This window comes from Micromonospora sp. NPDC005171 (assembly GCF_040608575.1).
Taxonomy (GTDB): domain Bacteria; phylum Actinomycetota; class Actinomycetes; order Mycobacteriales; family Micromonosporaceae; genus Micromonospora.
Genome location: NZ_JBEXIM010000076.1, coordinates 1 through 5,689, shown reverse-complemented (window position 1 = coordinate 5,689; position 5,689 = coordinate 1). Strand labels below are relative to the sequence as shown.

Here is a 5,689-nt window from a genome sequence, read left to right as displayed (position 1 = left end):
GTCACTCCCTGCCAACGCGGGTCAACCCGCAGGTCGTTACACTGACCACTCGCGCCCCCGTAGCTCAGGGGATAGAGCATCGGTTTCCTAAACCGCACGCGATTCTTAGTCGCAGGCTGATGACCTGCGGATTCCCGCATCTGAAGATCAAGAATTGGTCGCAGGGCGCTATTGCTGTGATCGCTTGCTGAAGATTTGCGGGTGCGGCGTCTTGCCTGTTGAGAGTCGATGGCGCGATGAACTGTGTCACGCCGGTGACGTCTGGCTCCCGGCACTGCGCATCCGGCAGTCCAAAGAGCTCCGGTAAAGGCCGTCGGATTCTGGCACTGTTTACATCATCACCGTCGCGACCTAGGTCGTTCACCCGGTGTCACGTGGGTGTCCCGTCAGGCATTCTGTGCCACATGCTCCTCGTTTTGGCTCAGCCGCCCGTGTCCCCGGATCCCGGGTGGACACAGTGGGTACCCGTGGCGTCGGCGGCCGTGGCACTGCTCGCGATGCTGGTCGCACTGTCCAACCGCAACACCTCGCGGCAGGCCCTGGCGTTATCGATGCAGCAAGAGGAGCGCCGGGTGGCCCGACTGGACGTCACTCTTACCGACTCGGCATCGTGGAGACGATCAGGCACCTCGCGCTGGGTCGGCATTAGGATCCTCGCAGTCAACCCCACTGACCGCGATGCGGCTATCGTCGGTGCCGAGTTGCACATCGCCTACACCCTGCCGACCGGTCACGCGATGACGATAAAGGTCGGTCACCGGGCTAACGGAGATGTGTTCCCGGCCGACGTGACCGCACTGGACCTGCCCGCGCGCCTGCAGTCCAACGGTGCGGTCGCCGGGTGGCTGACCTTCGAGCTACCCGCCGACCTGTTCCCACAAGGTGCCGGAATCCAGCGTTACGACGCTGTCTTGCAGGACAGCCGGGGTATCGCCGTGACAGTCAGCGCATCTGTCCTGCCGGAGGTGAATCATGATCAAACGTCGGACGGCCAAGCGACCGACTAGACGAGCGGTAGATCCTGCTGACATCGTGCCCGTCGTCGCAGACGCCGCACTTGCGGGGCCGGCCGCTGACGGCCGGATGGTGCCGTTGGTCGTCATCGACACCACCAGCCGGCCTGACCTCGATGAACTAGTCCGCTTGCATCGCCACCTTCCAGCGGGCGACGTCACGTATCGGTGGGGACAGGGTGAGCGGGATGAGGACTTCGTCGCTCTGTCGCTGTGGTTCGTTCGCCCGATCGAGGCCCGGGCGGTACTGACGTTCAGCATCGGCCGTGAGGGCATGATCGTCGACAACGCCCTCAATAGCCGCGCCATCTACTTGCAGCCTGGCCGTCCGGGCGACCGTCTGAAGCACGACCCGGACCGTCCGAAGATCCTCATTGAGGTGCCCGATGACGACTTCAGGGAACGGTGGGAGGACATCGTGGTGCGGCGCCTTGTCAAAGTGATCCGCCGCAAGTCACGAATGCCCCGGGAGGAGGCGCGTCGGCTGGCCGTGCAGTGGCTGGCCAGGTCACGACAAGGTCACCTCGACAATTCAGTACGACGCGCTCGGACGCGTGGCTAAGGTGTGGACCCCAGGGTGGACCAGCGCCGCCAACCCGAACACCCCGTCGACGCAATACACCTATACCTTTGCTGCCGGACGCGACAGCTACCCCTACGTCACGTCGAAGACCTTGAACGCCGACGGCGTCTACATCACCTCGCACCAGATCCTCGACGGGCTGCTACGTCCGCGGCAAACCCAGTCGCCATCGCTGGGCGGCAGCAGCGACCGGGTCGTCACCGACACCCTCTACGACGAATACGGGCGCACGGCAGCCAGCTACGCCCCCCACGCGGAGCCCGGCGCCCCGTCAGGCGTCCTCTGGTCCGAACCCGACTGGTCCGTACCCGCGGTCTCCCGGACCGTCTACGACCAGGCGTCCCGCCCCACGAACAGCATTTTCCTCGCCGGTGACGACACCACGAACCTCGTCGAGAAGTGGCGCACCGTCACCAGTCACGAGGGTGATCTGACCAAGGTCACCCCGCCGAAGGGCGGCACCCCCACCACCACCGTCACCGACGTCGAGGGCCGGACCGTCGCACTGCGGCAACACACCACGCCCTCCGGCGTCAACGGTGAATACCTGGAGACCACCTACGCCTTCAACCGCAAGGGCCAGGCGACGAAGAACACCGACTCCGCCGGGAACGAGTGGATCAACGAGTACGACGCCAAGGGCCGCCTCTGGCGCACCACCGACCCGGACAAGGGCACCACGACCAACTCCTTCTACGACGACAACGCGTTGCAGAAGACCGTTGACGCCCGCGGCGAGGCACTCTGGTACGTCTACGACCAACTCGGCCGCAAAACACAACTCCGCGACGACTCCGCCACCGGACGGCTGCGCTCCGAGTGGAAATACGACACCCTCTACGGCGAGCCGAACCCCAGATTCAAAGGACAGCTCACCCAGAAGATCCGCTACGACTACGACACCGCCGGCACCGCCAGCGCGTACAAGTGGCAGGTCCGCAACTTCAACGAGCGCTACCAACCGACCGGCGTCAACTACGTGATCCCACCGGTCGAGTCCGGCCTCGACCAAACCTACGTCTATGGCTACGGCTACTCCCAGTTCACCGGCGCACCGACGACGATCGCCTACCCCGGCGGTGGCGGACTCGTCAACGAGGAGCTCACCACCGACTATGACGCCACGACCGGTATGCCGGTGCGCCTGGACACCAGCCTCACGGGCTTTGTGGGTACCTTGGCGACCGCCAGCTACACCGCGTACGGCGAACGTAGCGGTTCGATCTACAAAATCCCTGGGAGCGGCAACTTCACCCAGGACACCGTCTACCGCGATGGGGCAACCCGCCGCGTCGACCGGACCATCATCGAGCGCTCGACAGTCGCCGGCACGGTCTCGGACCGCCGCTACTCCTACAAGGACGCCGGCAACCTCGAAGCGATCACCGACACCCCACAGGTCGGTGAAGCAGACGCCCAATGCTTCCGCGACGACGCCCTCGGGCGCCTGACGACCGCCTGGACCCCGAAGGCCGGGGTTTCCTGCGACACGGACCCCGCCCTCGCCAACCTCGGCGGGCCGGCACCGTACTGGCAGGACTGGACCTTCAGCGACACCGGCAGCCGGCTCACCGAAACCAGCAACGACAGCAGCGGGAAAACCACCCGCAGCTACAGCGTGCCCGACGGTGGCCCGGGAGTCGTACGACCCCACGCCGTCACCAACGTGAAGGCCGTAAGCACCGCAAACCCGGCTCGGACCGTTAGCAATAAGTACGAATATGATAAGTCGGGCAATATGACCTGCCGGCCCGGCGCCCACTCCGTCAGCAACAACTGCGTCACCAGTGCCAACAACCACATCCTCGGCTGGGACGCCGAAGGCAAGCTCGCCACCGTCAGCGTCGCCGGACAGGCCATCGAGACCAACATCTACGACACCGACGGCGTCCGGCTCATCCGCAAAGACACCACCGGCACCACCCTGTACCTACCAGGGCAGGAGATCCGCTTCCAAGGCGGCGTCACCACCGGCACCCGCTACTACGACTTCGCCGGCACGACCATCGCCAGCCGCACCGCGGGCTCCGCGGTCACCGACCTGACCTGGCTCTACAGCGACCACCAAGGCACCCAACAAGTCGCCATCAACGCCGGCACCCAAACAGTGGACATCCGCCGGCAAACCCCCTACGGCACACCCCGCGGAACGAACCCCACCTGGCCCAACAGCAAGGGCTTCGTCGGCGGAGAGAACGACCCCACCGGCCTGATCAACATCGGCGCCCGACAGTACGACCGAACACTGGGCCGTTTCATCTCGGTAGACCCGATCCTGGATCTGGGCAACCCACAGCAGTGGGACTCCTATACGTACGCCAATAACTCCCCAGTGAACCTCAGTGACCCCAGTGGAATGATCCCGGCTGATTGCATAACTGTCGTCAGTTGCCCCGGCTATCGGCCCGGTGATGAGAATGGCAACCGTGAAGAGAAAGAAAAAAACTCTGAATGCTGGCCACACTGCTCTGGTCGCAAGGTAGGCGGATCGTCGACTGATGCGCCAGGGGCGGCATCAAAACCTTGGGCGGCCGACGGGGAGCGGTCTAAGCGGAAACTCGAGGCCCTATACGGGGCCAAGTGGGCCGATTTGACCGGACCGGACGCGTATCAAGGCGTCCGCGAGATGGCGATGCAGCAATATGAAGAAGAGATGTGCCGTCTTCACCCGAACGAATGCCGAGATATATCGTTGGAGCTGGCTGCCGCCATCGGATTTGTCTGGGTGGTGAGAGGCGAAGGCGTGGGCGCGCCCAACGAATCGACTCAAATCGTGCGCGACGCTGCCGACCAGGCTCTCAAAAACGCGGGTAGCCCTGAAGATTTGATGAATAAGCACTTGAGCCCAGAAGAGCTGACGCTTCCCGCTCGAAAAGGCCCGTTCATGTGGCGCATGATATTCGGAACCGCGCTGCATCGCGCAGTTAGGGATGAGCTGCAAGTGTCTCATCCAGGTCGCTTCCGTTACAAGGCAAGTCACGGCGTAGATTTTACTGATACTCAAACGGGTAGGCAGGTGGAGTTCACGACCGGATTCGATGTTGCACCGCATGTTGGCCGAAGTAAAGGTTATGTCACGTCCTCTTACGTTGCCTATCAGCTCACTGTTCAGGTCGGACTCCGGTAAACTTGGTTGCAAACTGATGCCTCGTCAGGACAGGAAGATGCCTTGCAAAGGCTTGACAAATACTTGACTGGAACTCGCCTGATCGTGCATGGGGGCGTATTCAGTGAACAGGAGTTCTCCAACCCGAAGATTGATGAGATTGTTGTCGCCAATGGGGCGCGGCTGGATCGGGTGGTATTCCGATCGATAAAAATAAAACACGGCAGCCTCGGTGCGGGAAGCGTGGAATCGCACTATGATGGGTGCGTCTTTGTCAACTGCGAATTGGGTGTTAGTTCAGTTGGCAGGGCGACGTTCAGGAATTGCAGGTTCGAGAACTCGAAGATCAGAGGCTGGATTTCTTTATCGGCCCAATTTGTGGACTGCGTCTTCGAATCGAGGTTGGAGCGCGTCGTATTCGACGCGCATCCGTTGCCGAACGTTGCTGCCGAGCTAGGTCGCGAACGGAATCGATTCGAAGGAAACGATTTCAGGGGCTCCATATTCCGTGACGTCGCGTTCCGGGGAGGGGTGCAGTTGGCACAAGACTTGATGCCCACGTTAGATGGAGGCTACTTTCTCCGCGATGGCGAATCCGCATACACGCGATCCGTCAGCCGGGTGAGAGGAATTGACTCTTCATGGGCGAACGATGTTCTAGCCTTTCTCGAGGTTCGTCTACAGAACTGCCGACGCGGCCAGGTGCAGGACTATATTTCACCGCTGGACGTGGTCGCTGCTACAGGCGACCCTGACGGGCGTGCAGTACTGAACGAACTGCTAAGGGAAGGCATGAAGCTGCACTGAATGCCAGGGGAATTTTCCGACTCCCAAGACATCGTTGTGGCGGTTGGCGGTTCTGCGCCTGGGATCGAGCGATTCTAAGGCTCGACTAAGCGATGTCTCGTAACTCGAGGCGGGCGTTGCCCGGCATCGGTTCTGGTCAGCCGGTCAGAGCGATGTTGTGCAGGTGGGCGATTCCGGATG

4 protein-coding genes and 1 pseudogene are annotated in these 5,689 nt (G+C 62.2%); all 5 read left to right on the top strand.

Features of this window, described 5'->3' with window-relative positions; translation table 11 throughout:
- On the top strand, positions 1-191 hold a 191-nt coding region (locus ABZU74_RS33865), incomplete at its 5' end, for a hypothetical protein (RefSeq protein ID WP_355432819.1).
- Positions 192-467: 276 nt separating this feature from the next.
- Positions 468-1,007 carry a hypothetical protein gene (locus ABZU74_RS33860; RefSeq protein WP_355432816.1) on the top strand — a complete coding sequence of 180 codons (540 nt, stop codon included), beginning with the start codon at positions 468-470 and terminating at the stop codon, positions 1,005-1,007.
- A gap of 25 nt (positions 1,008-1,032) precedes the next feature.
- Positions 1,033-1,575, top strand: a complete 543-nt coding sequence (locus ABZU74_RS33855; RefSeq protein WP_355432813.1) for a hypothetical protein — start codon at positions 1,033-1,035, stop codon at positions 1,573-1,575.
- A pseudogene (locus tag ABZU74_RS33850) lies at positions 1,523-3,955 on the top strand (RHS repeat-associated core domain-containing protein); the annotation flags it as partial. The gene ABZU74_RS33855 and the pseudogene ABZU74_RS33850, both read left to right, overlap by 53 nt.
- Positions 3,956-4,729: 774 nt before the next feature.
- Positions 4,730-5,509 (top strand): hypothetical protein, encoded by a 780-nt coding sequence (locus tag ABZU74_RS33845; RefSeq protein ID WP_355432811.1) that lies wholly within the window; start codon positions 4,730-4,732, stop codon positions 5,507-5,509.
- Positions 5,510-5,689 lie beyond the last annotated feature (180 nt).